Below are 22,016 nucleotides of genomic sequence, written 5' to 3'. Positions count from 1 at the left end.
CAAAAAGTGCCCGATTGAGAGGTCCAATCGGGCACTTTTTGCGCTCTCGCGTGACGTAATACGCGTGGCATCGTGTCGCCACGCCGCTATCCTGACCAAATGAGTACAACTCCCGCCACCCTGCTGACTGCAGTCACACTGGGCGACGGCCTCACGGTCAGCCTGCAGGGCTACGGAGGCATGTCGCTCACTCCGGTCTACGGACCCATCGACCCCGATGACGCCCTGCGCACGGTGACGCATGCTGTTGACTCCGGCCTCACCTTCATCGACACGGCCAACGTCTACGGCAACGGGTTGAGCGAGCAGACCATCGCGCGCTTGATCGCCACCCGGCGCGATGAGGTTCAGCTGGCGAGCAAGTTCGGCATCCTCTCTGGTGGCGGCATTGGAGCGCGCGGCATCCGCGGTGACCGTGCCTACGTGTTCGAGCAGATCGATTTGAGTCTCGCCCGCCTCGGCACCGACCACCTCGACCTCTACTACCAGCACCGGGTCGACCCCGAAGTGCCGATCGAAGAAACCGTCGGTGCACTCGCCGAGCTCGTTCAGGCGGGAAAGATTCGCCACATCGGCTTGTCCGAACCGACCGGTGATGAACTGCGGCGCGCGGTGGCCGTGCACCCAATCGCTGCGGTGCAGTCTGAGTGGAGCATTATCAGCCGGGACGTCGAACGGCACGTTATTCCGACGGCGATCGAGCTGGGAGTCGGGTTCGTTCCGTACTCGCCGCTCGGGCGCCAATGGCTCACCGGACTCTTCGACCGTGCCTCGCTCACCGACGGCGACGGTCGCCACAAGTTTCCTCGGTTCGCCCCTGAGGCTCTCGCCGCCAACCAGCCAGTGCTCGACGAGGTGCTGGCGGTGGCTCGTGAGGCCGGGGTCTCACCGGCTCAGGTGGCGCTCGCGTGGATTTATGACAAGGGTCGCGCTCTCGGGGTTGCCGTGTCGCCCATCCCCGGCTCAAGGTTTATTGAGCGCGTGGACGAGAACCTGGCGGCCGCGGGCATCCGTCTCGATGCTGCGCACGTCGAGCGCCTGGACGCGCTCGCCGACCGCGTCGTCGCCGGCCGGTCATTCAACCCCCAGTGGGTCTCCGCCGGCCGCGAATAGTGACTCGCCTTCCTCGCGAGAGCGCAAAAAGTGCCCGATTGGACCTCTCAATCGGGCACTTTTTGCGCTCTCGGCTCACGGCTCACGGCCGCCAGCCGCCGGCCATGAGCGCCACCGTCACCCTGCGGATCACCTCGGGCGGATTGCGGAGGTGGGATTTGTTGATGCGGATGACCCGCCAGGTCTCCTCCATGAGCGCGTCGAGGCGGTCAACGTCCCAGTGGTACTGGTTCTCGTCGGTGCGATGCTGCCCGCCGTCGTACTCGAGCAGAACACGGTACCGGCGAAAGACCAGGTCCCCGGTGGCAAGTTTCACGCCGGTGCGGCCCAGAATCAGGCCATTGACCTCGGGCTCGGGCAGGCCGGACCGCACGATCAGCAGCCGCAGGTCGGTCTCGCGGGGTGAGTCGACGCCCGGTCGAATCCAAATCAGCGCCTCGCGCAGGAGCTTCACGCCCCGGTGTCCCGAATAGCGACGAACGGCGGTGAGCAAGTCGCGCGTCGTTGCGAACGGATGCTTGCGGCGCATGAGTGCGTCGCCGATTCGGATCAAGTCGTCGCGTCCAAGCATGGTGGACAGCTGGCACCAGGTGTCGACCGCACTCGTGACGTGCAGGCCCTGAACGTCAACCACGGTGACTGTCTGGGGGGCGACGTGGTGGCCGCGAACCCCGCGTACCCGGTCGCGCAGCGCGGGTGCTTCGGTTGAGACATGAATGGTTTGGGTGCGTTCGACGGCGTAGGGCAGTGGGAGCCCGTGCACGCGAGCAGCAGTCACATGGCTGAAAAAGTCTGATTTGGACATGCGGTGGGCGTAGGTGTGGATGAGCAGGTCTACCGAGTTGTTCTTTCCACGCGGGGTGCGCGTTGCCGGATAGGGACGCGCCAAGTCGGACGCCCGCATCCGCTTCTTGGTTAGGCCGGCGCCACTGCCCTCGGCCGTGCTGAATGGACGTCCGTCAAAGTCCGGTGGAAGTCTGTGAGACCGATTCATGCCCACAGTGTGACTCAACTTCAACGAGTCCCAAGAGTTATCCACACCCCAAGCCCCTGGCAAGGTTCGCGACCGGGCTACGCGAAGGCGGCGGGGAGGGTGGTGCGGTGACGCGACTGCATCTCGGCGAGGGAGGCTGAGAAGACGTCCTGCACCTCCAGGGCGTGCAGGGTGTTGTCCGTCACACCGATGCGCAGCACCGGAATGTAGCGGCCGGCACACAAGCCAAGAAACTTCACGTCGTCTTCGCGCGGCACGCTGACGATGACTCGCCCGGCTGACTCCGAGAACAGGGCAGTGGATGCGTCCACCCCGTCCCGATCCAGAATGTCACCCAGCCAGACCCGTGCGCCCACCCCGAAGCGCATCACGGCTTCGGCGAGGGCCTGGGCCAGCCCGCCCTCGCTCAAGTCGTGGGCGCTGTCGATGAGCGCTTCCTTCGATGCGGCGTGCAGCAGACCGGCGAGGGCCTTCTCTCGGCCTAGATCCACGACCGGCGGCCGACCGCCGAGGTGGTCGTGCACGACGCCGGCCCAGGCCGAGCCGTCCAGCTCAAGGCGGGTCTCGCCGAGCAGGTAGATGTTGTGGCCGTCGTCCTGCCAGCCGCTGGGGATGCGGCGGGCGACGTCGTCGATCACGCCGAGCACGGCCACGACCGGGGTCGGGTGGATCGGCTGGTCGCCGGTCTGGTTGTAGAACGAGACGTTGCCGCCGGTGACGGGAATCTCCAGCTCGAGGCATCCGTCGGCGAGGGCGGTGACGGCCTCACGGAACTGCCACATGACCTCGGGGTTCTCGGGCGAGCCGAAGTTGAGGCAGTCGCTGACCCCGGCCGGCACCGCGCCGGTCGCGGCGACGTTGCGGTACGCCTCAGCGAGGGCGAGCTGCGCGCCGCGGTACGGGTCGAGCTGGCAGTAGCGGCCGTTCGCGTCGGTGGCGATCGCGAAGCCGAGGCCCGACTCTTCGTCGACGCGGATCATGCCGCCATCGTCGGGAAAGGATAGCGCCGTGTTGCCCTGCACGTAGTGGTCGTACTGGTCGGTGATCCAGCTCGGGTCGGCCAGGTTGGGCGAGCCCAGCAGATCGAGGAACTGCTCGCGCAGGGTCTCGCCGTCGAGTGCACGGGGCAGCACGGAGGCGGTGTCGGCCTGTAGGGCGTCGATCCAGGTGGGGTAGGCCAGCGGGCGCTCGTAGACCGGGCCGTCGACGGCCACGGTGCGCGGCAGCACGTTGACGATCTCCTCGCCGTGCCAGTTAATGATCAACCGGCCGGTATCGGTGACCTCGCCGAGCACGCTGGTCTCAACGTCCCACTTCGTCGTGACGGCGAGAAAACCCTCGAGCTTCTCGGGAGTGACGATCGCCATCATGCGTTCCTGACTCTCGCTCATGAGGATCTCTTCGGCGGTGAGCGTCGGGTCGCGCAGCAGCACCTTCTCGAGTTCGATGAACATGCCGCCGTCACCGTTCGAGGCGAGCTCAGAAGTGGCGCAGCTGATGCCGGCCGCGCCGAGGTCCTGAATACCCTCGACGAGCTTGCCCGCGAACAGTTCGAGACAGCACTCGATGAGTACCTTCTCGGCGAACGGGTCGCCGACCTGCACGGCCGGGCGCTTGGTCGGCCCGCCGGCGCTGAACGTGTCCGAGGCGAGAATGGATGCCCCGCCGATGCCGTCGCCGCCGGTGCGGGCTCCGAACAGCACGACCTGATTGCCGACGCCGCGGGCGTTGGCGAGGTGCAGATCTTCGTGGCGCAGCACGCCGACCGAGAGCGCGTTGACCAGCGGGTTGCCCTGGTAGACCCGGTCGAACACGGTTTCGCCACCGATGTTCGGCAGGCCGAGGCAGTTGCCGTAAAAGCTGATGCCCGCCACCACGCCGTGCACGACGCGGGCAGTGTCTGGATCATTGATGTCGCCGAAGCGCAGGGCGTCCATGACCGCGACCGGGCGGGCGCCCATCGAGATGATGTCGCGCACGATGCCGCCGACGCCGGTCGCGGCGCCCTGAAACGGCTCAATATAGGACGGGTGGTTGTGCGATTCGATTTTGAACGTGACCGCCCAGCCCTCGCCAACGTCGAGCACACCGGCGTTTTCGCCCATGCCGACCATGAGGTTTTTCTTCATGGCGGGGGTGACCTTGTCGCCGAACTGGCGCAGGTACATCTTCGAGCTTTTATACGAGCAGTGCTCGCTCCACATGACCGAGTACATGGCGAGCTCGCCACTCGTTGGGCGGCGGCCCAGAATTTCGCGAATCTTCGCGTACTCATCGGCCTTGAGCCCGAGCGCGCCGTATGGCTGCTCCTTCTCCGGCGTCGCAATGGCGTTGGAAACGGTGTCGGCGACGCCGCGGGAAGAGGTGTTGGAAACAGCGGTCACGTGTGGAATTCTCCCCGAGATAGCGGATGCTTGACCCGGTCAGTCTACCGGTTGCCCCGAACCCGTCCTCATCTAACGTATCGACACGGTCGGTACTGATCGCCAACGCATTCGCACGACATTCCCCGAGGTAGAGGAGCGGGTCGCTTACCCTGTATGCACCACGGCAACGAATGCGGGCTACGAGCGATACGTCATCCCGAGGCACCCGTCGAGCCCACCTCGCCCGGTCTATCTTGGGCGTGCTTCCGGCATTGACCTAGGGTGGACGCATGGACGCCGACATCAACTTCTACTTCGACCCGGTTTGCCCCTTCGCCTGGATGACCAGCAAGTGGGTGCGACAGGTGCAGGCGCAGCGCGACTACACCGTGGACTGGCGGTTCATCTCGTTACGCCTGATCAATGCCCACGTCGACTACGACGCGCATTTCCCTCCCGAGTACGAAGCAGGACACACCGCCGGGCTCCGGCTTTTGCGGGTAGCCGCCCGCGCGCGCGCCGAGCACGGCCGCGAGGCGATGGCGCCGCTGTACGCAGCCTTCGGGGCCCACATCTTCGACACCGCCCCCGGCCCAGACGACCATCGGAGCGAGGGCGAGGTGCGTGAGCTCCGCGGGGCGCGTGCGTTTGCGGAGCCGATCCTCGCCGAGGCGGGCCTGCCGCTCGAGCTGGTGGAAGCTCTCGACGACGAATCATGGGACATCGAGATCCAGCAGGAGACGGACGAGGCACTCTCGCTGACGGGAAAAGACGTGGGCACGCCCATCATCCACTTCGAGCCGCCCGCCGGTGTAGCCTTCTTCGGACCGGTGATCAGCCGGCTTCCCCCCGAGGAATCGGCGGTCGAGTTGTGGGACCACGTGGTTGGGCTGTCCCGCTTCCCGGGTTTTGCCGAGCTCAAGCGCAGCCTGCGCGAGCTGCCACAGCTGGCGGCGTTCGGAGTCGAAGCGAACACGGTCGGAAAGCAAGAAGACTGGCACGGCGGCAGCAGGCGGCAGCAGAAATGACTCCCTCCATTAGGGTAAATGCATGAATGAGACGAGCACCCTCAGCCACCAGGAGTCCATAATCGTCGAGGCGTCGGCCGCGTTTCTCTACGACCTACTCTCTGACATCACCCGCACCGGCGCGTGGAGCCCGGTCTGTACGTCATGCTGGTGGGACGACGAGGCCGAGGCCGGTCGGGTCGGTGCCTGGTTCACCGGGCACAACGAGCTCCCGCATCGGACCTGGGAGACGCGGTCTGAGGTAGTGACGGCAGAGCGCGGTCGCGAGTTCGCTTGGGTGGTGGGCGGCAGCTTCGTCCGCTGGGGCTTCAGCTTCGCCGCCGCGGAGACCGGCACGATGCTCACCGAGTCTTGGGAGTTCTTGCCGGACGGGATCGCCATGTTCGAGGAGAAGTTCGGCGAAGAGGCGCATGCTGAGATCACCGACCGCACCCAGCAGGCCCTCGATGGCATCCCGAAAACCCTCGCCGCGATCAAGCGGATCGCCGAAGTCTCCATCGACGCAGGGGAGCCGGCCCAGCCATAACCCGGTCGCTCGGAGAGAGGCTGTCTTTCAAACGGTGTTTCAGCGCCATAGACGTCGATCAGGGAAATTACTGAACCCAGTAATCTATGGATCTAATGAGAAAAAGAATTAGGGAGTCGTCCGCGGAGGGCGACCGGACCCCTCGGGAACAAGCCGTTGCCGCATTTACGGCATTAGTTCTTCCCTCCCGAGTGTCGATCCCGAGCATTGTGTCCCTCGTCGAGCAGTCAAGAAAGACCCACATCTCGATCGCATCCTCGCCGCTACTGAATGGAACCGAGATTTGCGGGCTCTGGCTGTCGCGCGAAACCGACGATCTGATCTTCCACGTCGAAACGGATTCGGAACATCATCGGTAGCAGATTGTTTGTCATGAGTTAGCGCACATGATCTTGCGTCATGACGGGGTGGCCGACCCGACGTTGCACGGCATGCTCGGAGCGGAAGGTCCGGTAATCGCGTTCGGACGTTCCGATTTTCGCGACGAGTTCGAGTTCGCTGCAGAGCCGCTGGCCGACCTTCTGACCAGCGCCATCCGCACCAGCACCAAAGAGCCCGAGGGGTTCGAGGGAGTTTTCGGATGATGCAACTGATCGTCGCCGTGGCACTCTGGGGGCTCGTGGGCGCGCTGGCGATCGGTACCCGTCGACGCACTGATCAGAGCATTCTGTATGCCGCCGTCATGATTGCGGTCTCGCTGACCCTGAACATTGACGCGGTGTACTTCGCGGCAGACGGGGTTCTCGGAGGCCGTAACTATGCGGACGTGCCCGCGAACCTTCTCCTTCTCCTAGGCGTTTATTTTCTGTCTCGAGCCATTCTGCGAGCATCGTCGCCGAGCCGCGCGCACGCGACGGCCAGGCCGTTTCGGATCGGCGCCATCATCACGGCCAGCCTCATGGTGACGACCTTTGTTTTCATCGACGCGCCCACGACCTCGGGAACGTTCATGAGGGATTTCGGCAATCAACCCGCAGCTGCCGCCTACTCTCTAGTCCAATTCACCTATTTGGGCATCGTCGTGGCCCTGACTGGAACGATCTGCCTGCGCTTTGCGGGGCGCATGAGTACCGCCGCTCGTCGACTCGGATTCCGTGTCGTGGGCACCGGCTGTGGCGCGGCCGTCCTCACCGCGCTCAGCGTCGTGGGCATGGATCTCGCGCACGTCTTCGGAGCGATGCCTCTGCTTGCCCTGTTTGCGGGTGCCTACAACGTGCTGAACCTGGCCGCGATTCTGCTCCTTTGCTTTGGATTATCGCTCCCGCCGATTCTGGGTTGGGTAAGCAATACGATCGACCGGCGGAAACTGCAGGCGGTTCTTCCCGACCTCACTCGCATCTGGATCGAGGTCTCTGCCCAACACGTTGAGTTGCGTGATGAGTCTCACCCCCACGCCCCAGGTTCGGTACCGCGCGACGTCGACAAAGTCGTGCACCGCACGCTGGTCGAGATCCGTGACGCTCTTCTGTTCGACCCGAGTGCTCGCGATCGGCTCACGGACGAGGATCTCGAGTTGCTCACAGCAACCGAGACGCGCATCGGTGCGCAACGGACATCCGCGTGAAACTGGGCTACCTGCTGACCGCAGGCGGTCTCGCCGCCAGCGGTCTCATGATTGCGAGTCTGGCTGTCGTCAGGCAGATCGTGAGAACGGATGCGCCCAGGCGCGAACGACTCCGCGTCCTCGCGGTCGATAATGTCTCGTCGTCGACTGACACCGTGACCCTGTCGTTGAACGAGGCGACACGGGCGCCGGGGCACTACGCGATCTGGTTCGACTCCGGCCGCGGCTACGCACAGCTCGGGGGAGCCCTTGCTGTGGATGAGCGTGCCTCCACCGTCACGCGTGAGGTCGTCAGCTCCCGCGGCACTCGGCTGCGAGCGGGCCTCTCGGCGAGGTGGAGCGGTGTCGTACCGTCGCAAGCAGTGGATGTCGGACTGCCGTTCACCGCAGTCATCATCCCGACCGCGCTCGGTCCTGCGCCCGCTTACCGCTTCGATGCCCCCATCGACCGGCCACCCACCTCGACGTGGGCGATCCACATCCACGGGCAGGGCGCGAGCAGGGCGGGCCCGCTGCGCGGCGTTCCGGTCGCCCACCGTGCCGGCCTCACATCGCTCGTGGTCTCATACCGGAACGACCACGAGGCCCCGAGCTCGCGCGATCGAAAGTCGATGCTGGGCCAGACCGAGTGGCACGATATCGACGCGGCCCTCGAGTACGCCGTGGCCCACGGCGCCGAAAGTATCATTCTCGTTGGCTGGTCAATGGGCGCGATAATCGCTCTACAGCTCACCCGGTCAGCGCAGCAGCGGAAGCGAATCGCCGGGCTGTGCCTCATCGCCCCGGTCGTGGATTGGCGGTCGACGATTCTCGCCGCCGGCCGTCGAGCGCGCGTGCCGGCACCCGTTACCCGTTTGGCGCTGGGTGCGCTCGGAAGCTCCTTGTGGCGACGGGCAACTGGTCTGCAGGAGTCGATGCGCCTCTCGGATTTGAACTGGATCAACAACGGCCGCGACCTCAATGTCCCAACGCTGGTACTGCACAGTTCCGGCGACCGATCCGTTCCGATCACCCTGTCGCAGGCGTTCGCGGATGCCCACACAGAGCTGGTCGAGCTCGTCACGCTGCCCCCGGCTCCGCACACACTCGAATGGAACAGAAGCCCCCACCTCTGGGAAGACGCGCTATCCGATTGGCTGCATCGCCTACAGCTTTCAAGGGCTCTCTCGCGCAGCTCGGAATAAGCGCAACAAACCAGCAGAACAGGAGGACCACTCCGCGACGAAACTAGCCGGCTAGACGTTCATTGGCCTCATTCGCCTTGACAAAGTCCGCGACCATGATTGGCTCGTACTACGCGATAATCTCCGGCAGACCACCCCGATTGTGAAAGGAGGTGGCTCGTGAGCCACCACGCCGTTGTCAACCCCGCCACGGGCGAGACCATCAAGACTTACCCCCAGATTTCGGATGATGAAGTCGAGCAGGTCATAGCATCGGCAGACAAGGCCCACGTCGGCTGGTCACGGAAGTCTTCAACCGACGAGCGGGCCGCGCTCCTGCGCAGGGTCGGCGATTTGCATGCGGAGCGCCGCGACCAGCTGGCCGCTATCATCGTGCGCGAGATGGGAAAGCCCGTCGACGAAGCGCTCGGGGAGATCGACTACGCCGCCGACATCTACCGGTACTACGCCGACAACGCACAGGAATTTCTGAAGGACGAACCAATCACCCTTCTCAGCGGCGAGGGTTCCGCATTCATGCGCTCCAAATCTCTCGGTGTGCTGATTGGGATCATGCCGTGGAATTTTCCGTATTACCAGGTTGCGCGCTTCGCCGCACCGAACCTCATGACCGGCAACACGATCATCCTCAAGCATGCGTCGCAGTGCCCGGAGTCGGCCGCGGCGATTGAGCAAATCTTCCACGACGCAGGCTTCCCGGCTGGCGCCTACATCAATGTGTATGCGGACAGCGAGCAGGTCGCCACGATCATCGCCGACCCGCGGGTACAGGGCGTGTCCCTCACCGGTTCGGAGGGCGCCGGCGCGGCCGTTGCCGAGGTGGCCGGTCGCCACCTCAAGAAGGTCGTGCTGGAACTGGGCGGGTCAGACCCGTTCATCCTGCTGAGCACCGACGACATGGCCGCCACAGTGGATGCCGCCGTCGAAGGTCGCCTCCGCAATGGCGGGCAGGCCTGCGACGCAGCTAAGCGATTTATCGTGATCGACGAACTTTATGATGAGTTCACGGAGAAGTTCACCGCAGCCATCCTGGCGAGGTCACCCGGCGACCCGACCGTTCACGGTGCAGACTACGGCCCACTCTCTTCGCTCGGCGCGGCCGAGCATCTGGAGGAGCAGGTAGAGCGCGCGGTCGCGCAGGGCGCGACCCTGGCGAGCACTGGCAAACGGTCTGGTTCCCTCTACCCGTCGGCCGTGCTCACCGGCGTCACGCGGGACAACGACACGTACCACGAGGAGTTCTTCGGCCCGGTAGCGTTCGTCTACCGGGCAGGCTCCGAGGATGAAGCCGTTGCCTTGGCGAATGACACTCCGTTCGGGCTCGGCTCCTACCTGTTCACGACCGATCCCGAGCAGGCACTGCGGGTCGCCGACCGTATCGAGGCCGGCATGGTCTACGTCAATCTCGTCGGCGCCGGCAGCGCAGAGCTGCCGTTCGGTGGGGTGAAAAGAAGCGGCTTCGGGCGCGAACTCGGACGCTACGGTGCCAGCGAATTCGTGAACAAGAAACTCATCCGCATCGGCTGACCCTGGCCGACCGTGGCGGCTAAACCGCCGCTGCACGCTCCTGCGCGCGAAGGTCCTTACGCAGAATCTTGCCGGAGGCCGACTTCGGAATCAGCTCGATGAATTCGACCGCTCGCACCTTCTTGTGCGGGGCGACCCGCTCGGTGACGAACGCTATGACCTCGTCGGCGGTAAGAGCCGACTCGGCCACGATCACGACGAAGGCCTTGGGAATCTCCTGGCCGTCGGCATCCGCTACCCCGATCACGGCCGCATCCTTGATGCGCGGATGGGTGAGCAGCAGCGCCTCGAGCTCGGCCGGCGCGATCTGGTAGCCCTTGTACTTGATCAGCTCCTTGCTGCGGTCGACGATGGTCACCTCGCCGAGCGCACTCACCGTGGCGATGTCGCCGGTGTGCAAAAACCCGTCGGCGTCGATGGTCTCGCGGGTGGCCTGCTCGTTGTTCAGGTAGCCGAGCATCACGTTGGGGCCGCGCACGAGCAGCTCGCCAGGCTCGCTCACCCCCGCTGAGGGCACCTCGATCTCCTCGCCGGTTTCGGTCGAAATGAGCTTGCAGTCCATGTTCGGCACGGTCATTCCGACCGAGGCGCGCGACAGGTGCGGCGCGTCGATCGGAATCAGGTGACTCACGGGGCTGACCTCGGTCATGCCGTAGCCCTGCAGAATGCGGCAGTCCAGCCGGGCGGCGACGGCCGCGGCGAGAGTGCCGTCGAGCGGTGCAGCGCCGGAGAGAATCGTGTGCACGCTCGACAGATCGTAGCTTTCGACGAGTGGATGCTTCGCCACGGCGACCGCAATCGGCGGCGCGATGAACACGTAGCTGCAGCGATGATCCTGAATCATTCGTAGAAATTCGACGAAGTCGAACTTCGCCATCGTGACGAGGGCGGCCCGCTGTTTGAAGGCGAGGTTGAGCAGAACCGTCATTCCGTAGATGTGGTAGAACGGCAGCAGTGCGAGCACCCTGTCTTCGGGCACGACGCCGATCAGGTCCCGCGCTTGCTGCACGTTCGCGACCAGGTTGCGGTGGCTGAGCATGACGCCCTTCGGCGCCGCTGTCGTGCCCGAGGAGTACGGCAAAACGGCCACGTGCGTGGCCGGGACGATGGTCACGACCGGCGCTGCGGCATCCGCTGCCAGCAAATCAGCCAGCGACGGATGCCCCGGCTCGCCGTCGATCACCACGATGCGCTCGTCGGGAATGCCGGCGGCGTGCGCTGCCGCCTTGGCACCGGGCAGCAGCGGCGAGACGGTCACAAGCCAGGTCGCGCCGGAGTCGACCAGCTGACGCTGGATGTCGTCAGGGGTGTAGAGCGAATTGATGGTGGTGACCGTGGCGCCGGCGCGCAGAATACCGTGGAAGACGGCGGTGAACTCCGGTGTGTTGGGGCAGAGCAGGCCGATGACCGTGCCGGGGCCGACGCCCTGGGCGGCGAGAGCGCCAGCCACTCGGGTGATCTGGTCGACCAGGGTGCGATAGCTGAGAGCCTCGCCCGTGGCCCCGTCGATCACCGCGGTGCGCTCGAGCTCGGCCTCGGTCAAATCGCCGAACAGAAAATCGAAAATGCTCAGGTTGGGAATCTCGACCGGAGCGTAGGGGCTCGTGAACACGGGGATCTCCTTTGATCGGGTGCGGCGGTTCACCGTACCGCTCGGGGCTGGCGCGAAACTGTGCATGTCACGAAAGTGTCGGTCGCGGCACCAGGTGTAGCTGGCGCGTTCGCCGGCAGGTGGTGCGGTGACCGAGTGTCACGGAGCCCCAATTGCCATGGCGCGTTCACCTGCCGGTTACCCGGGTCGCCTTGGCTGTTGGCGTGGTCTGCCTAGCGTTGCAGAACGTCCTGGCCGCGCGGGCGTCGGCCGCGACCGGAATCGGTGTGACGACCGGTCTCGGCGAGCACGTCATTTCTACTGTCTGCGATCACCTCTCTGAAAGGCATTTCATGAGTACTGCACCGCTCTCTCCCGACCTGGACTCAGACCTCGACCTCGATGATTTCGAACCGGACGACGTCGAGGTTGAACTCGTCGTCTTCGACATGGCCGGCACCACCGTGAGCGACAACGGACTCGTCGAGCGGGCGTTTGTGCTGGCAGCGCAACGCAGCGGTATCGCCGACACCGCCGACGCGTTGGAGGAGGCCGTCGCCTTCGTGCGTGAAACCATGGGCCAGTCCCAGCTGGATGTTTTTCGCGAACTGACCGACTCCGAAGAGGATGCCCTGGCGGCCACGGAAGCCTTTGAAACCGCCTACGGTGAACTCGTCGAGCGGGTCGGGGTGAGCGCGATCGATGGTACGTCCGACCTGTTTCAGGAGCTGCGCGACAACGGCCTGAAAATTGCCCTGGTCACCGGTTTCTCCCGCGCGACCCAGGACACGCTGATTGACGCCCTAGGCTGGAGCGATCTGATCGATGTGAGCCTGTGCCCGGCCGAAGCCGGTCGCGGCCGCCCCTATCCTGACCTGCCGCTCACCGCCTTGTTACGCACCGGTACGTCGAGCGTGGCGGCGATGGTGGTCGTGGGAGACACCGCCAGCGACATGCTCTCCGGGCTGAGTGCGGGCGCTGGACTCGTGGTCGGCGTGCGCACCGGTACCCATGACACCGAGACCCTGGAGGATGCCGGGGCCGACGTGGTCATTGACAGCGTGGCCGACCTCGCCGAGCTGCTCGGCCTGCGTGAGGAAACGATCGAGTAGTCATGTCGAAATCGGACCCGCACTCGAGGCCACCGTCGACGGACGGGATGCTGGCGACCGCTGCCGGGGATGTACTGCCGGTGAGCGGCTACCGGCTCGGCCGCGAGATCGTGCTGCCGCGCACCGCCGAGGCGATGGTCTGGTTGGGAGCAGGCCTGCCGCTGGAGTGCGTGGCGGTGCCGGGAGTGCTGCTGCGTCCCGGCGACGTGCTGGTCGAGGTCGAGTTGGCGACCGTCTGCGGATCCGACGTGCACACGGCGCTGGGTCACCGCCCGGCCGCGAAGCCGCTCGTGCTCGGCCACGAGCAGGTCGGTCGCATCGTCGCGACCGGCGACCCGGCATATGCCGCAAATGGAATGCCTCTGCGGGTGGGGCAGCGCGTGGTGTGGTCGGTCACCGTGAGCTGTGGAACGTGCCCCCGTTGTCGCCGCGGAGTCCCGCAGAAATGCCTCGAGCTGGCCAAATACGGCCACGAACGGATGCAGCGGGGCTGGGAACTCAGCGGCGGCTTCGCCACCCACGTGCAGGTGTGTGCCGGCACGGCGATCGTGGTGGTGGACGAGCTGGTTCCGGCGTCGGTGCTCGCGCCGGCCTCCTGCGCGACCGCGACGGTCGTCGCCGCGCTGGCTGCGGCATCCGCTCTGGTGCCGCTGGCCGGAGCCACGGTGCTGGTCACCGGTGCGGGGATGCTCGGGTTGACGGCCTGCGCCATGGCGACGGATGCCGGTGCCCGCGTGGTCGTGAGCGACCCGGATGCTGCGCGGCGCCAGCTCGCCCTGGCTTTCGGAGCGGCCGCCGTTGCCGACCCGAGTGCGCCCGGCGAGTCGCCGACCGGAGTGGCGAGCATTCTCGCCGCGCTGCAGGATGCCGGTGCGGCCGAGCCGACGATCGCGCTGGAACTGAGCGGTGCCCAAACGGCGGTGCAGACCGTCATCGACCTGATCGGCATCGGCGGAGTCGTCGTGCTGGTCGGAAGCGTTTCTCCGGGGGAGCCGGTGCTGCTCGATCCGGAGTCGATGGCGTGCCGCCTGATTACGCTGCGCGGTGTGCACAACTACACGCCAGCCGATCTGCAGCAGGCGGTGACCTATCTCACCGGCGGCTGGCATCGGCATCCGTTTTCGGCGCTGGTGGGGACGACGTTTCCCCTCGAGAAAGCGGATTCTGCCCTCTTGAAGGCCGCCACCGCCCGCTACCCCCGCGTCGGAATCACCCCGCAGCAGCCCGCTACTCTCGGCTGACCTGACCCGCCGTTTCGCTCCATCGCTTTCGCGGGCCCCGTCCCCATTGAATCCGTATTGAGGGGGAGGCTAGCTGACGCCGCCGGGCGGGCCAAGTGTGAGCAGCGTGGCCATGATCGACACCAGGGCGACCGCCATGGCTGTCACGAGCAGCACCGGGCGGGCCAGCACCCAGCGGAGCAGGGCGCTCACCCGGGTCTGATCGCGGGGATCATCGGTGCGAGTACGGCGCCAATCGCCGTCCAACAGGCCATTCTTCTCCAGCCCGCGGTCGAGGGAGATCGTGACGAACGGAACGATCGCGGTGACCATGGCGATCGCGGTGCGCTTCGGGCCCCAGTGCTGGTTGACGCCGACGAACCCGGCCGTCAGGCCGAAGGCGATGAAGACGAGGCCGTGCAGGAACCCGCCGATCTGCACCCCGAGCTCCCCGACCTGAAGGACATATTTCAGGAACATCCCGGTGAGCAGCAGTGCCCAGGTAATGGCTTCGGCAATGGCGACGGAACGAAACAGCAGGCGCGGGGTCATGGTGACTTTCAACTCAGGGCAGGGGCAGGGGCATTCCCATCGTCGCAGCCGCAGCTGAACAACCCCCGGCGGGCACGCCTGAGCGTTCGCCAAGAAACATGCATCACTAGAAACTTGCAGTGGCGCAACCGAGGCCGGGTTTTTGATGATCCCGATGATGGCCGCGCTGCTGATCAGCTCGATCGGTTCCGGCTGGCTGGTCAGCAAGTTCGGGCGCTACAAGTGGATGCCCATCGCCGTACCCGGCCGCTGCTACCGTGAACCCATGCGCACGCTTTCGCCCCGCCCTAACCGCCCGGCTGCGGCATGATCGGGGTCGTGCTCGCCCTCGTTTCGGCCGCGGCCTATGGTATGAGCGACTTTCTCGGCGGCATCGCGTCCCGCCGGGTGGCCGCACTCCGGGTCGTCCTCCTGTCGTATCCGATCTCGGCCCTGATTATCGCCGTCGCTGCCGCGTTCGTCGGCGGCGAGTTCTCCTGGCGGTCGATGCTGTTCGGCGCGGCGTCCGGCGTGGTGATGGCCCTGGCCATGTGGTGGTTCTACATCGCCCTCGCCGAGGGGCCGATGAGCGTGGTGTCGCCGCTGACCGCCGTGATCGTCGCCGGCATTCCGGTCATTGTGGGAGTGCTGATCGGGGAGCGGCCCTCGGTCATCTCCTACGCCGGAATTGCGCTGGCGATCGTCGCGGTGATCATGGTGAGCCGCGAGCCGAAGGGGGTCGAAGACCACACCGTTTCCGGGGCCAATGCGCCGCGGTTCACCCGCCGGGTGGCCTGGTTCACGGTGGGATCCGGCGTCTGCTTCGCCCTGAGTTTTGTCTTCACCAACGAGATTGAGGTCGGCACCGGGCTGTGGCCGCTGGTGGTGGCGCGCACCGTGGCATCCGTTATCGTCATCGCGGTGGCGACTGGAACCCGGCAGTTGGGCAGGCCGCCGCTGACGATTCTCGGCTTCGCCGTACTCGTGGCGACGCTCGACGTCATTGCCACGATCACGCTGCTCTACGCTCTGCAGGGTGGCCTGCTGTCGCTGGTGGCGGTACTCGTGGCGCTCTACCCGGCCGTGACCGTGCTGCTCGCGGTGCTCGTACTCAAGGAACGGGTCGGCGGCTGGCAGGTCGCCGGCATGGGCCTCGCCCTGGCCGCGGTCGCCGCCATCGCCGCCAACGGCTAGCTGCCCGGCTCGCCAAGCGGATGCCTCGCCAAGCGGATGCCGTGCACGGACGTGATGAGGCGAGCGCGGGCGCGGCGATCTGGCCGAACCGACGCAGCGCGGCTACGCGCCGACGAGCGTCTGGGCGATGACCGAGGTGAAGAACGTGAGCCCGTCGACGCCGCTCGCCATGGCGGTGTCGGTGTCGGGCCCGAAGCCGGCCTCGACGGCGTGCTCAGGGTGCGGCATGAGGCCGACGACGTTGCCGCGGGCGTTGGTGACGCCGGCGATGTCGTTCAGCGACCCGTTCGGGTTGCCGCCGATGTAGCGGGCCACGATGCGGCCCTCGCCCTCGAGCGCCGTGAGGGTCTCGGCGCTGGCCATGAACGAACCCTCGCCGTTCTTTAGCGGAATGACGATTTCGGCGTTCGCGGCGAACCCGGTGGTCCAATCGCTCGCGTTGTTCTCGATGCGCAGGCCCTGGTCGCGGCAGATGAAGCGGCCTTTGTCGTTTCGAATGAGGCCACCGTCGAGCAGGTGGGCCTCGGTGAGCATCTGGAAGCCGTTGCAGATGCCGAGCACGGGCATGCCCTTATTGGCCGCGTCGATGACCTCGGTCATGATCGGCGAGAGGCTCGCGATGGCGCCGGCCCGCAGGTAGTCGCCGTAGCTGAATCCGCCGGGCAGCACGAGGGCGTCGACGCCGTGCAGGTCGTGATCGCCGTGCCAGAGGGCTACGGCGTCGGCGCCGGCCAGGCGGATCGCGCGTGCAGCGTCACGATCATCGAGCGAGCCGGGAAAAGTGACGACGCCGATCCGCATCAGACGACCGCTGCCGAGGGCGCGTTCTGCACGTGGATGCCGACGACATCCTCGATCACGGAGTTGGAGAGCACGGTGTCGGCGAGCTCGCGCACGGCGGCGAGGGTTGCGGCATCCGCTTCGCCGTCAACGGAAATCTCGAAGCGCTTGCCGACGCGCACGCCGGTGACGTTGGCCAGCGCTGACTGGGTCTGACCGAGGCGACCGAGGGCGCCGGCGACGGCCTTACCCTGGGGGTCAAGCAACTCGGCCTTGGGCATTACTTCGACGACGATCGTTGGCACAGGGCACTCCGCATACAGTCTGGGGCTTATAGTCGTGGCAAATCACTGCAATTCTACAGGTCGAGCCCGACCTGGCCCGCCGGTCTACTGGCTCAGCCCGCTTTGGCCGAGCAGAATGCCGCGCAGCACGTCGCGTACGGCGGCCACGCCGTCGTAGGTTTCGACGAAGCTCGTGCTGAGCGGAGCCAACCCGAGCCGCAGCCCGTTTGGGGCGCGAAAGTCGGGAATCACATCGTTATCCCACAGAATCTTGGTTACCTGACGCATGAGCGGATGGCTGATCGTCACGTGCCCGCCGCGATGCGTCTGTTCGCGCGGCGATGCCACGGTGACGCCCATCGGCGCGAGCCACTCGTCGACGAGGGTGATCGCGAACTCGGTCAGCGCCACCGACTTCGCGCGCACCGACTCGATCGTCGCCTCGTCGAGCATGGCAATCGTGTCCTGCATCGCGAGCATGCCCAGCACGGCGGGCGTTCCGCTCATGAATCGACGGATGCCGGTGGCCGGCCGATACCCCGGCCCCATTTCAAAGATGGCCTGCGCTCCCATCCAGCCCTGAATTGGCTGGGTCAGCACATCCTGCAGGTCACTCTTGACGTACCCGAAGGCCGGCGCGCCGGGCCCGCCACTCAGGTACTTGTAGGAGCAGCCGACCGCGAGGTCGACGTCGCAGAGGTCGAGCTGCACCGGAACCGAGCCGACCGAATGGCTCAGGTCCCAGAGCACGAGGGCGTCGTGTTCGTGGGCGATGGCGGTGATCGCCCTCATATCGGCGAGGTAACCGGAACGGTAGGCGACGTGGCTGAGCAGCACCAGCGAGGTCTGCGACCCTACGACCTGGCGCACCTGTTCGGCCGTGACGCCACCCGCCGGATCGGAGTCGATCCAGCGCAGCGTGAGGCCACGCTCCCGCGCGATGCCCTCGAGAATGTAGCGGTCGGTGGGAAAGTTGTCGCTGTCAAGCACGATTTCGGTGCGGTTGGGACGTGAATCCACCGCGGCGCGGGCAAGTTTGTAGAGCAGTACGGTCGTCGAGTCGCCGACGAACACCTGCCCGGCGGCCGCGCCGAGGCAGGCCCGGCCGAGGTCGTCGCCGATTTGCAGGGGCAACTCCATCCACTGCTCGTCCCAGCCGCGAATGAGTCGTGTGCCCCAGTCTTGCTGCAGAAAGTCGGCGATGCGTTCGGCGCTCGCCCGCAGTGGGCGGCCGAGCGAGTTGCCGTCGAGATAAGAACGGGGGTTGGCGGTCTCGGGGTCGGCGTCGGTGCCGAGAAAACGGCCGCGGTAGTGCGCCAGGCCGTCGATGCGGTCCATTCGGCGCGCAAAGGTGAGCTGGGCGTCCAGGCCGGTTGCTCCGGCAAGGGTGGGCGTCATTCGAGTACCTCGAGTTCTGAGTGGGTGAGGGCGCGGGCGCTGCCGAGCCACTCGGTAAATTCGTCTGGATCGCGTGGTCGCTCGCCGGGAATGAAGGTCACCCGCGTGTCAGCGCGGGCCAGACCGAGCGGTGCGCGCGGGCACAGGGCGTCCAACACGTCGTCGGGGGTCAGCCCGGCGCCGAGCAGGGCGCTGATCTCGCGACGGTTGATGCCGAGCGGGAGCGGCCCGTTGCCGAGGTCGGTGCCGTACAGCACTCGCCCGCCTGCGGCATGAAATCGACTCAGATTGTCACTGGCAACGTCGAATTCGTCGGTGGCTGAGCCCCAGCCGTGAATGTCCAGGGTGCTGATCCAGGTCATGCTGGCCGCCATCGCCGTCACCAGATCGTCGCCGAGGCGCTCCGAAAACGGCGTGTGCGCGAACGCATCGACTCCCGCGGCGAAGGCCCGACCGGCCTGCCCGGCGCCCTCGGCGTGTGCCACGACCGGCAGCCCGCATGCGTGGGCCCGACCGACCGCCGCGGTCAGTGCCTCGGCATTCAACACCGGACCGGCCACGGCATTCAGCGTGACCTTCAAAACGGATGCCCCCGCCGCGGCCTGTAAATCGACCGCCGCCGCAGCATCCGCGGCTGTTGCAATCTCCCGGCACCAACCGGGTTCGGCCCAACCGGACTGGCTCGGGTAGCCGGCCGGCGCCGTGAGGAATTGGTAGGCATATGCCACTTCGGGCATGTCTTCGCGTTTGCCGTCCGGTAGCCAGCCGCCGAGGTCAATCACTCGGGCGATGCCGCCGTCGACCAGCTGGCCCGGATCAATCAGGGCCAGGTGCACGTGGGCGTCGAGAAAGCCCCGATAGACCGCGCCCCGCCCGTGCAGAAAGTGCCCATGAAAGGACTGGCCGGTCACGCGCCGATCTCCGTGCGCACCGCGAACAGCTCCGGAAAGAACGTGAGCTCGAGGGCCTTTTGCAGAAAGGCCGCGCCGCTCGAACCGCCGGTGCCGTGCTTCATACCGATGATGCGCTGCACGGTCTTCAAGTGGCGAAAGCGCCACAGTTGAAAGTTGTCTTCAAGATCGACCAGTTCTTCGCAGGCCTCGTAGGCGGCCCAATTCTCGGACGAGTTCTCGTATATTCCGCGAAAGGTATGCACGAGTTCGGGGTGAAACGTCCAGGCCTCGGTGACGTCGCGGCCCCGGATGGCGGCCGGAATGTCGAAGCCCGCGCGGTGCAGGTAACGGAGAAATTCGTCGTACAGGCTCGGTGCCTCGAGCATGTCGGTCAGCAGGGCGTGAGCCGGGGCATCCGCTTCAAAGACCGTCAGCATGCGGCGGTTCTTGTTGCCCAGGGCGAATTCGACCGCACGGTACTGGTACGACTGAAACCCGCTCGAATTACCGAGAAAGTGCCGAAACTGCGCGTATTCAGTCGGGGTGAGGGTGGCGAGCACCGACCACTGCTCGGTCAGCGTGCGCTGGATGTGTTTGACCCGGGCAATGCCTTTGAGGGCCGGCGCGAGTTGATCCTGGCGCAGCGCTTCGATGGCTGCGCGAAGCTCATGCAGCATGAGCTTGAGCCACAGTTCGGTGGTCTGGTGCTGAATAATGAACAACAGCTCATCGTGGTGTTCCGGAACGCTGACCGGATTCTGCGCAGCGAGCAGCATGGGAAGGTCAAGGTAGGTCCCATAGCTCATCTTCTCTCGAAAATCGGTGACGATCTCGGGGTCGAACTCGCGGGTGTTGTTTTTGAGGGTCATGGGTTCCGTTCGGCTTGTTCAAATTGTGCCCACGTTGCGGCGGCGGGTGCAACACCGGGGGCGAAGCGCACAGGGCGAAGTTCTAGACTGGACCGCATGACCTCGCCGACCCGAAAGCCCCAGGATGGCGTACCGGCTGCCTCGGCTGCCGAGCGAAGCACGCCGCCGCGTCGCCGCGACGCCCGGCTGAACCGCGACCGTCTCATCGTCAGCGCGCGCGCTCTGATCGCGCAGCACGGCGTCGACGCATCGCTCGAAGAGATCGCCCGCCAGGCCGAGGTCGGCGTGGCTACCCTGTACCGCAACTTTGCGACCAGAGACGATCTGGTGCGCACCCTCTACGAACTGGCCTTGGCTGAGCTGCACGCGGTGCGCGGTGAGATCGAGGCCGCGCCCACACCGTGGGACGCGCTCGTCGTCTACACCGAACGGGTCGCCGAATGGCTGGTCGCTGACCCGTCGCTGCCGCCGATTCTGCGGCGCATGGCCCAGCTCGACCCGTCGGCACGGCCGGCTGCCGAGTTCGACGGCTTCATCGCGAGCCTGGTAGCCCGGGCGAAGAAGGACGGCACCCTGCGCCGCGACGTCGACGCCGTCGATCTCGCCGTTCTCGTCACGATGGTCGGCTCACTTGGCAGCCTCGGAGCCGGTTACGCCGGTCAGTGGCGGCGTCAGCTGTCGATCGTGCTCGACGGCCTGCGTGCGGCGGATGCGCCCCGTCCCCGGCTGCCCGGTCGCCCACTCAACGTGAAGGACTACCAGGCGACCGTGCACGGCCTCACCCGGCGGGCGGCCCGCGCCGCCCGCTGAACGTCACCGGAAGCGTCGTTCGTTGCTCTCCGGGAAGTTACGGCATGGCGACGGGGTTCGTGGCGGATGCGGGGGCGCCTGGAGTTTCAGCGACATCCGCCGCGCGCACGCGGATGCGGTTGGCCCAGGGGTCGTCGAAGCGGAGGGTCTGCCCGTCGTGACGGGTGTCGACGTTGTAGTGGTCCAGGCGCTCGTGGAGGGCACCCAGGTCGTCAGTGCTGGGCACGATGATGCTGACTTCGCCCAGACCGAGGGCCAGGCGGCGCTTGCCGCTGCCCGAGCTCTCCCAGGTGTTCATGGCCATGTGGTGGTGGTAGCCGCCGGCCGCGACGAACAGGGCGGAGGGGCCGAAGTTCGCGGTCGCCTCGAAGCCGAGTCGGTTCACGTAGAACTCGCGGGCACTGGCGACGTCGCCGACGGAGAGGTGCACGTGGCCGACGATCGCGTGTCCGGTGCTCGGCCGCTCCGACATATGCTCCGAAATGAATGCGTTGGGATCGAGGTAGAGCGAGGCCATTTCGACCTGGCCGTGGGTCCAGCTCCACAGTGTGCGATCGCGGTCCCAGTACAACTCGATGCCGTTGCCCTCCGGGTCGGTGAAGTAGAAGGCCTGGCTGACCAGGTGATCCGCGCTGCCGGTGAACGTTTCGGGGGATTTCGTGCCGATCGAGTACACCGCAGCGGCGAGGTCGGCCTGCGTGTCGAACAGAATGGCCGTGTGGTACAGCCCGGCCGAGCGCGGTTCGGCGGCCCTGAGCTCGGGGGCGTGCTGCAAAATGACGAGCGGAAGAGGAGCACGGCCGAGCACGGCGACGGGGCCGTCCTGGCTGATGAGGTCGAGGGTCACGATGTCGCGGTAGTACGCGATCATGGCGTCGAGGCTGCCCACGCGCAGGGTCACGGCGCCCATTCCGGTGTCGGCGGCCAGCAGATCTTTCGCAGTTAGGGTCACAGCAAGCACAACTGAGGCGTCGCCCGGGCTATTCCGCGATCCGCGCAGTTATGCTCCCCCCGACTAAGGGCCGGCTCGAC

General features: G+C 66.0%; 22 protein-coding genes. 12 read left to right on the top strand and 10 right to left on the bottom strand.

Annotated elements, in window-relative coordinates; genetic code table 11:
• The first annotated feature begins 99 nt into the window (after nucleotides 1-99).
• Nucleotides 100-1,113, top strand: coding sequence for an aldo/keto reductase (locus E3T31_RS13820; RefSeq protein ID WP_134469448.1), 1,014 nt, complete (start codon nucleotides 100-102; stop codon nucleotides 1,111-1,113).
• 82 nt (nucleotides 1,114-1,195) lie between these two features.
• On the opposite strand, the gene E3T31_RS13815 is transcribed toward E3T31_RS13820, so the two are convergent.
• Entirely contained in the window at nucleotides 1,196-2,107 is a 912-nt protein-coding gene (locus E3T31_RS13815) for a hypothetical protein (protein ID WP_134469446.1), read from the bottom strand.
• Nucleotides 2,108-2,184: 77 nt separating this feature from the next.
• On the bottom strand, nucleotides 2,185-4,491 hold the full coding sequence (purL, locus tag E3T31_RS13810; RefSeq protein WP_134469444.1) for a phosphoribosylformylglycinamidine synthase subunit PurL: 2,307 nt from the start codon (nucleotides 4,489-4,491) through the stop codon (nucleotides 2,185-2,187).
• Nucleotides 4,492-4,763: 272 nt separating this feature from the next.
• Between purL and E3T31_RS13805 the strand changes: the two genes are divergently transcribed.
• The 6 genes from E3T31_RS13805 (at nucleotide 4,764) to E3T31_RS13780 (ending at nucleotide 10,302) form a co-directional block, all read left to right on the top strand.
• On the top strand, nucleotides 4,764-5,501 hold the full coding sequence (locus E3T31_RS13805; protein ID WP_134469442.1) for a hypothetical protein: 738 nt from the start codon (nucleotides 4,764-4,766) through the stop codon (nucleotides 5,499-5,501).
• 22 nt (nucleotides 5,502-5,523) lie between these two features.
• Nucleotides 5,524-6,027: an SRPBCC family protein gene (locus E3T31_RS13800; RefSeq protein WP_134469440.1), complete on the top strand. Its 504-nt coding sequence runs from the start codon at nucleotides 5,524-5,526 to the stop codon at nucleotides 6,025-6,027.
• A gap of 386 nt (nucleotides 6,028-6,413) precedes the next feature.
• Nucleotides 6,414-6,611 carry a hypothetical protein gene (locus E3T31_RS13795; RefSeq protein WP_134469438.1) on the top strand — a complete coding sequence of 66 codons (198 nt, stop codon included), beginning with the start codon at nucleotides 6,414-6,416 and terminating at the stop codon, nucleotides 6,609-6,611.
• Nucleotides 6,608-7,591, top strand: a complete 984-nt coding sequence (locus E3T31_RS13790; protein WP_134469436.1) for a hypothetical protein — start codon at nucleotides 6,608-6,610, stop codon at nucleotides 7,589-7,591. The genes E3T31_RS13795 and E3T31_RS13790 overlap by 4 nt, the downstream gene beginning before the upstream one ends.
• Nucleotides 7,588-8,775: a S9 family peptidase gene (locus tag E3T31_RS13785; protein ID WP_134469434.1), complete on the top strand. Its 1,188-nt coding sequence runs from the start codon at nucleotides 7,588-7,590 to the stop codon at nucleotides 8,773-8,775. The genes E3T31_RS13790 and E3T31_RS13785 overlap by 4 nt, the downstream gene beginning before the upstream one ends.
• A 159-nt stretch (nucleotides 8,776-8,934) precedes the next feature.
• Entirely contained in the window at nucleotides 8,935-10,302 is a 1,368-nt protein-coding gene (locus E3T31_RS13780; protein WP_134469432.1) for an NAD-dependent succinate-semialdehyde dehydrogenase, read from the top strand.
• 19 nt (nucleotides 10,303-10,321) lie between these two features.
• Here the strand turns inward: E3T31_RS13780 and E3T31_RS13775 are convergent, their stop codons facing one another.
• Complete coding sequence (locus E3T31_RS13775) at nucleotides 10,322-11,914, bottom strand: AMP-binding protein (protein ID WP_198417028.1); 1,593 nt, start codon at nucleotides 11,912-11,914, stop codon at nucleotides 10,322-10,324.
• Between the two features lie 332 nt (nucleotides 11,915-12,246).
• On the opposite strand from E3T31_RS13775, the gene E3T31_RS13770 reads away from it, so the two are divergent.
• Both E3T31_RS13770 and E3T31_RS13765 read left to right on the top strand, forming a co-directional pair.
• Nucleotides 12,247-13,005, top strand: a complete 759-nt coding sequence (locus tag E3T31_RS13770) for a phosphonatase-like hydrolase (RefSeq protein ID WP_134469428.1) — start codon at nucleotides 12,247-12,249, stop codon at nucleotides 13,003-13,005.
• Between the two features lie 2 nt (nucleotides 13,006-13,007).
• Complete coding sequence (locus E3T31_RS13765; protein ID WP_241977971.1) at nucleotides 13,008-14,246, top strand: alcohol dehydrogenase catalytic domain-containing protein; 1,239 nt, start codon at nucleotides 13,008-13,010, stop codon at nucleotides 14,244-14,246.
• 69 nt (nucleotides 14,247-14,315) lie between these two features.
• Here the strand turns inward: E3T31_RS13765 and E3T31_RS13760 are convergent, their stop codons facing one another.
• Entirely contained in the window at nucleotides 14,316-14,777 is a 462-nt protein-coding gene (locus E3T31_RS13760; protein ID WP_134469426.1) for a DUF3817 domain-containing protein, read from the bottom strand.
• Nucleotides 14,778-14,922: 145 nt separating this feature from the next.
• On the opposite strand from E3T31_RS13760, the gene E3T31_RS18000 reads away from it, so the two are divergent.
• The gene (locus tag E3T31_RS18000; protein WP_174844887.1) at nucleotides 14,923-15,087 is read left to right on the top strand and encodes a hypothetical protein; all 165 of its coding nucleotides are present in this window, start codon (nucleotides 14,923-14,925) and stop codon (nucleotides 15,085-15,087) included.
• A complete protein-coding gene (locus tag E3T31_RS13755) occupies nucleotides 15,084-15,950 on the top strand; it encodes an EamA family transporter (RefSeq protein ID WP_134469424.1) in 867 nt (288 codons plus the stop codon). Before E3T31_RS18000 ends, E3T31_RS13755 begins: the two co-directional genes overlap by 4 nt.
• A gap of 102 nt (nucleotides 15,951-16,052) precedes the next feature.
• Here the strand turns inward: E3T31_RS13755 and purQ are convergent, their stop codons facing one another.
• The 5 genes from purQ to kynA all read right to left on the bottom strand — a co-directional run bounded on the left by purQ (nucleotide 16,053) and on the right by kynA (nucleotide 20,174).
• Nucleotides 16,053-16,751, bottom strand: coding sequence for a phosphoribosylformylglycinamidine synthase subunit PurQ (purQ, locus tag E3T31_RS13750; protein ID WP_134469422.1), 699 nt, complete (start codon nucleotides 16,749-16,751; stop codon nucleotides 16,053-16,055).
• Complete coding sequence (locus E3T31_RS13745; RefSeq protein ID WP_134469420.1) at nucleotides 16,751-17,035, bottom strand: phosphoribosylformylglycinamidine synthase subunit PurS; 285 nt, start codon at nucleotides 17,033-17,035, stop codon at nucleotides 16,751-16,753. Before E3T31_RS13745 ends, purQ begins: the two co-directional genes overlap by 1 nt.
• Before the next feature lie 84 nt (nucleotides 17,036-17,119).
• Complete coding sequence (locus E3T31_RS13740; RefSeq protein WP_134469418.1) at nucleotides 17,120-18,412, bottom strand: kynureninase; 1,293 nt, start codon at nucleotides 18,410-18,412, stop codon at nucleotides 17,120-17,122.
• A complete protein-coding gene (locus tag E3T31_RS13735) occupies nucleotides 18,409-19,323 on the bottom strand; it encodes an amidohydrolase (protein ID WP_134469416.1) in 915 nt (304 codons plus the stop codon). The genes E3T31_RS13740 and E3T31_RS13735 overlap by 4 nt, the downstream gene beginning before the upstream one ends.
• Nucleotides 19,320-20,174: a tryptophan 2,3-dioxygenase gene (kynA, locus tag E3T31_RS13730; RefSeq protein WP_134469414.1), complete on the bottom strand. Its 855-nt coding sequence runs from the start codon at nucleotides 20,172-20,174 to the stop codon at nucleotides 19,320-19,322. The genes E3T31_RS13735 and kynA overlap by 4 nt, the downstream gene beginning before the upstream one ends.
• Before the next feature lie 96 nt (nucleotides 20,175-20,270).
• Here kynA and E3T31_RS13725 point away from each other — a divergent pair, with 96 nt between their 5' ends.
• Nucleotides 20,271-20,984, top strand: a complete 714-nt coding sequence (locus E3T31_RS13725; RefSeq protein WP_134469412.1) for a TetR/AcrR family transcriptional regulator — start codon at nucleotides 20,271-20,273, stop codon at nucleotides 20,982-20,984.
• Nucleotides 20,985-21,021: 37 nt separating this feature from the next.
• Here the strand turns inward: E3T31_RS13725 and E3T31_RS13720 are convergent, their stop codons facing one another.
• Nucleotides 21,022-21,894 (bottom strand): VOC family protein, encoded by an 873-nt coding sequence (locus E3T31_RS13720; RefSeq protein WP_134469521.1) that lies wholly within the window; start codon nucleotides 21,892-21,894, stop codon nucleotides 21,022-21,024.
• Nucleotides 21,895-22,016: the final 122 nt, after the last annotated feature.

Origin of the sequence: Cryobacterium sp. TMS1-13-1, from assembly GCF_004403125.1 — a bacterium.
GTDB classification, from domain to species: domain Bacteria; phylum Actinomycetota; class Actinomycetes; order Actinomycetales; family Microbacteriaceae; genus Cryobacterium; species Cryobacterium levicorallinum.
This window is presented reverse-complemented; position numbering and strand designations above follow the sequence as displayed.

Coding starts and splice junctions, on each gene's coding strand:
- E3T31_RS13765 (WP_241977971.1), top strand. CDS start 13,008: ATGTCGAAATCGGACCCGCACTCGAGGCCACCGTCGACGGACGGGATG.
- E3T31_RS13770 (WP_134469428.1), top strand. CDS start 12,247: ATGAGTACTGCACCGCTCTCTCCCGACCTGGACTCAGACCTCGACCTC.
- E3T31_RS13795 (WP_134469438.1), top strand. CDS start 6,414: ATGATCTTGCGTCATGACGGGGTGGCCGACCCGACGTTGCACGGCATG.
- E3T31_RS13725 (WP_134469412.1), top strand. CDS start 20,271: ATGACCTCGCCGACCCGAAAGCCCCAGGATGGCGTACCGGCTGCCTCG.
- E3T31_RS13760 (WP_134469426.1), bottom strand. CDS start 14,777: ATGACCCCGCGCCTGCTGTTTCGTTCCGTCGCCATTGCCGAAGCCATT.
- E3T31_RS13820 (WP_134469448.1), top strand. CDS start 100: ATGAGTACAACTCCCGCCACCCTGCTGACTGCAGTCACACTGGGCGAC.
- E3T31_RS13815 (WP_134469446.1), bottom strand. CDS start 2,107: ATGAATCGGTCTCACAGACTTCCACCGGACTTTGACGGACGTCCATTC.
- E3T31_RS18000 (WP_174844887.1), top strand. CDS start 14,923: ATGATCCCGATGATGGCCGCGCTGCTGATCAGCTCGATCGGTTCCGGC.
- purQ (WP_134469422.1), bottom strand. CDS start 16,751: ATGCGGATCGGCGTCGTCACTTTTCCCGGCTCGCTCGATGATCGTGAC.
- E3T31_RS13790 (WP_134469436.1), top strand. CDS start 6,608: ATGATGCAACTGATCGTCGCCGTGGCACTCTGGGGGCTCGTGGGCGCG.
- E3T31_RS13800 (WP_134469440.1), top strand. CDS start 5,524: ATGAATGAGACGAGCACCCTCAGCCACCAGGAGTCCATAATCGTCGAG.
- E3T31_RS13755 (WP_134469424.1), top strand. CDS start 15,084: ATGATCGGGGTCGTGCTCGCCCTCGTTTCGGCCGCGGCCTATGGTATG.
- kynA (WP_134469414.1), bottom strand. CDS start 20,174: ATGACCCTCAAAAACAACACCCGCGAGTTCGACCCCGAGATCGTCACC.
- E3T31_RS13740 (WP_134469418.1), bottom strand. CDS start 18,412: ATGACGCCCACCCTTGCCGGAGCAACCGGCCTGGACGCCCAGCTCACC.
- E3T31_RS13720 (WP_134469521.1), bottom strand. CDS start 21,894: ATGGGCGCCGTGACCCTGCGCGTGGGCAGCCTCGACGCCATGATCGCG.
- E3T31_RS13805 (WP_134469442.1), top strand. CDS start 4,764: ATGGACGCCGACATCAACTTCTACTTCGACCCGGTTTGCCCCTTCGCC.